Raw genomic sequence first — 1443 nt, 5'->3', positions numbered from 1 at the left:
GGCAACAATGACATTAAATCAGCTTAACTGGCTTAGTGTGGGTGTAGTGTTGACCATGTTCATCCTATTTTGATACCACACCTTGCACGATGCCATGCTCTGCTATCTAACGTGCGAGAACTACCAATTTAATTGCACTTTCGCTTGCAAATAGGATAACGCTGCTTCGGCAGCGTTTTTCCTAATATGCTCGACCCGCTTGATTTTCCATTCAATTAGCTCCATATCTACAGACATCGACCTGAATTAAAAGCAAGGACACTCAGATGCAATCCCCATTTATCGTTGAGTTAACAGAACAGAATTTTAGAGAAGTGCTTGAAGGATCAATGAACACGCCCGTTCTGATTCATTTTTGGGCCAACGCTCAACCAGAAAGCGCACAAGTGCTACCTGAGTTGCAAGCTCTCACTCAACAGTACAATGGTGCTTTTACATTGGCTCTGCTGAACTGTGAAGATCAACCAGCGCTTGCTTCCCAATTTGGTGTGCAAGTACTGCCAACAATCGCGTTGTTTGTTAATGGACAAGCGGTCGATGGCTTAGGCGGGCCTCAACCAATTGAAGCGATTGGCACAATGCTACAAAAACATTTGCCAAGCCCTGACGAGCAACTATTGAAGCAAGTAAGCGAACTGCTTCAACAAGGCGAACATGCACAAGCTCTGAACGTCATTCAAACACTGTCAGATGAACTGCAATCACGCGGTGATGTAAAATTAGCGAAAGCCGATTGTTTGCTAGAAACCAAACAATTCGAATTAGCACAAGAGTTGTTAGCAACCATCCCACTTGAGTATCAAGACAACTCTTACAAAAGCTTAATCGCGAAACTGGAACTGCATCAGCAAGCGGCTGAAAGTCCAGAATTAAAGCGCTTGGAACAAGAGTTGGCAGCTAACCCAAACAATTTCGAATTGGCATGTGAGCTAGCAGTACAATACAACCAAGTGGGTCGTGATGAAGAAGCGCTAGAGCTACTTTGGAACATTTTAAAAGTAAACCTAGGCGCGCAAGATGGCGAAGTGAAGAAGACCTTTATGGATATCCTAAGCGCCTTAGGACAAGGCAACGCTATTGCAAGTAAATATCGTCGCCAGCTGTACTCCATCTTGTACTAAGCGCAGAACACATCTAAAAACAAGACACTAAAGGCCGGAATTTCCGGCCTTTGTTTTGCCTAAAATCGCACCGCTATCGTTTCTCCTCAACATCTTCGATTGTCTACAACCCAAAAATGCGTGAAAATGAATCAGTTATTATGCACTCAAGGGAATAAATCATGCCTATCGATTCACTGATCACTATCGGTATTTTCGTCGTCCTCGCTGTCGTTATCTTGTCTTCAGCCATCAAAACGGTTCCACAAGGAAACAACTGGACAGTTGAACGCTTCGGACGCTACACCCACACATTAAAGCCGGGTTTAAACTTGATCATTCC

At 44.0% G+C, this 1443-nt stretch carries 2 protein-coding genes; both read left to right on the top strand.

Annotation, left to right across the window (positions count from 1 at the left end):
• Positions 1–266 precede the first annotated feature (266 nt).
• Positions 267–1121 (top strand): thioredoxin family protein, encoded by an 855-nt coding sequence (locus R8269_RS24335; RefSeq protein WP_025521847.1) that lies wholly within the window; start codon positions 267–269, stop codon positions 1119–1121.
• A gap of 161 nt (positions 1122–1282) precedes the next feature.
• On the top strand, positions 1283–1443 hold a 161-nt coding region (locus R8269_RS24330; RefSeq protein WP_411978692.1), incomplete at its 3' end, for an SPFH domain-containing protein.

It is taken from the genome of Vibrio sp. Vb0667, from assembly GCF_033391095.1.
Note: the sequence above shows the minus strand (reverse complement) of the source record. Positions and strands in the feature narration are given on the sequence as shown.

Excerpts from the sequence above, each read along its gene's own strand:
- R8269_RS24335 (WP_025521847.1), top strand. The coding sequence starts at position 267 with ATGCAATCCCCATTTATCGTTGAGTTAACAGAACAGAATTTTAGAGAA.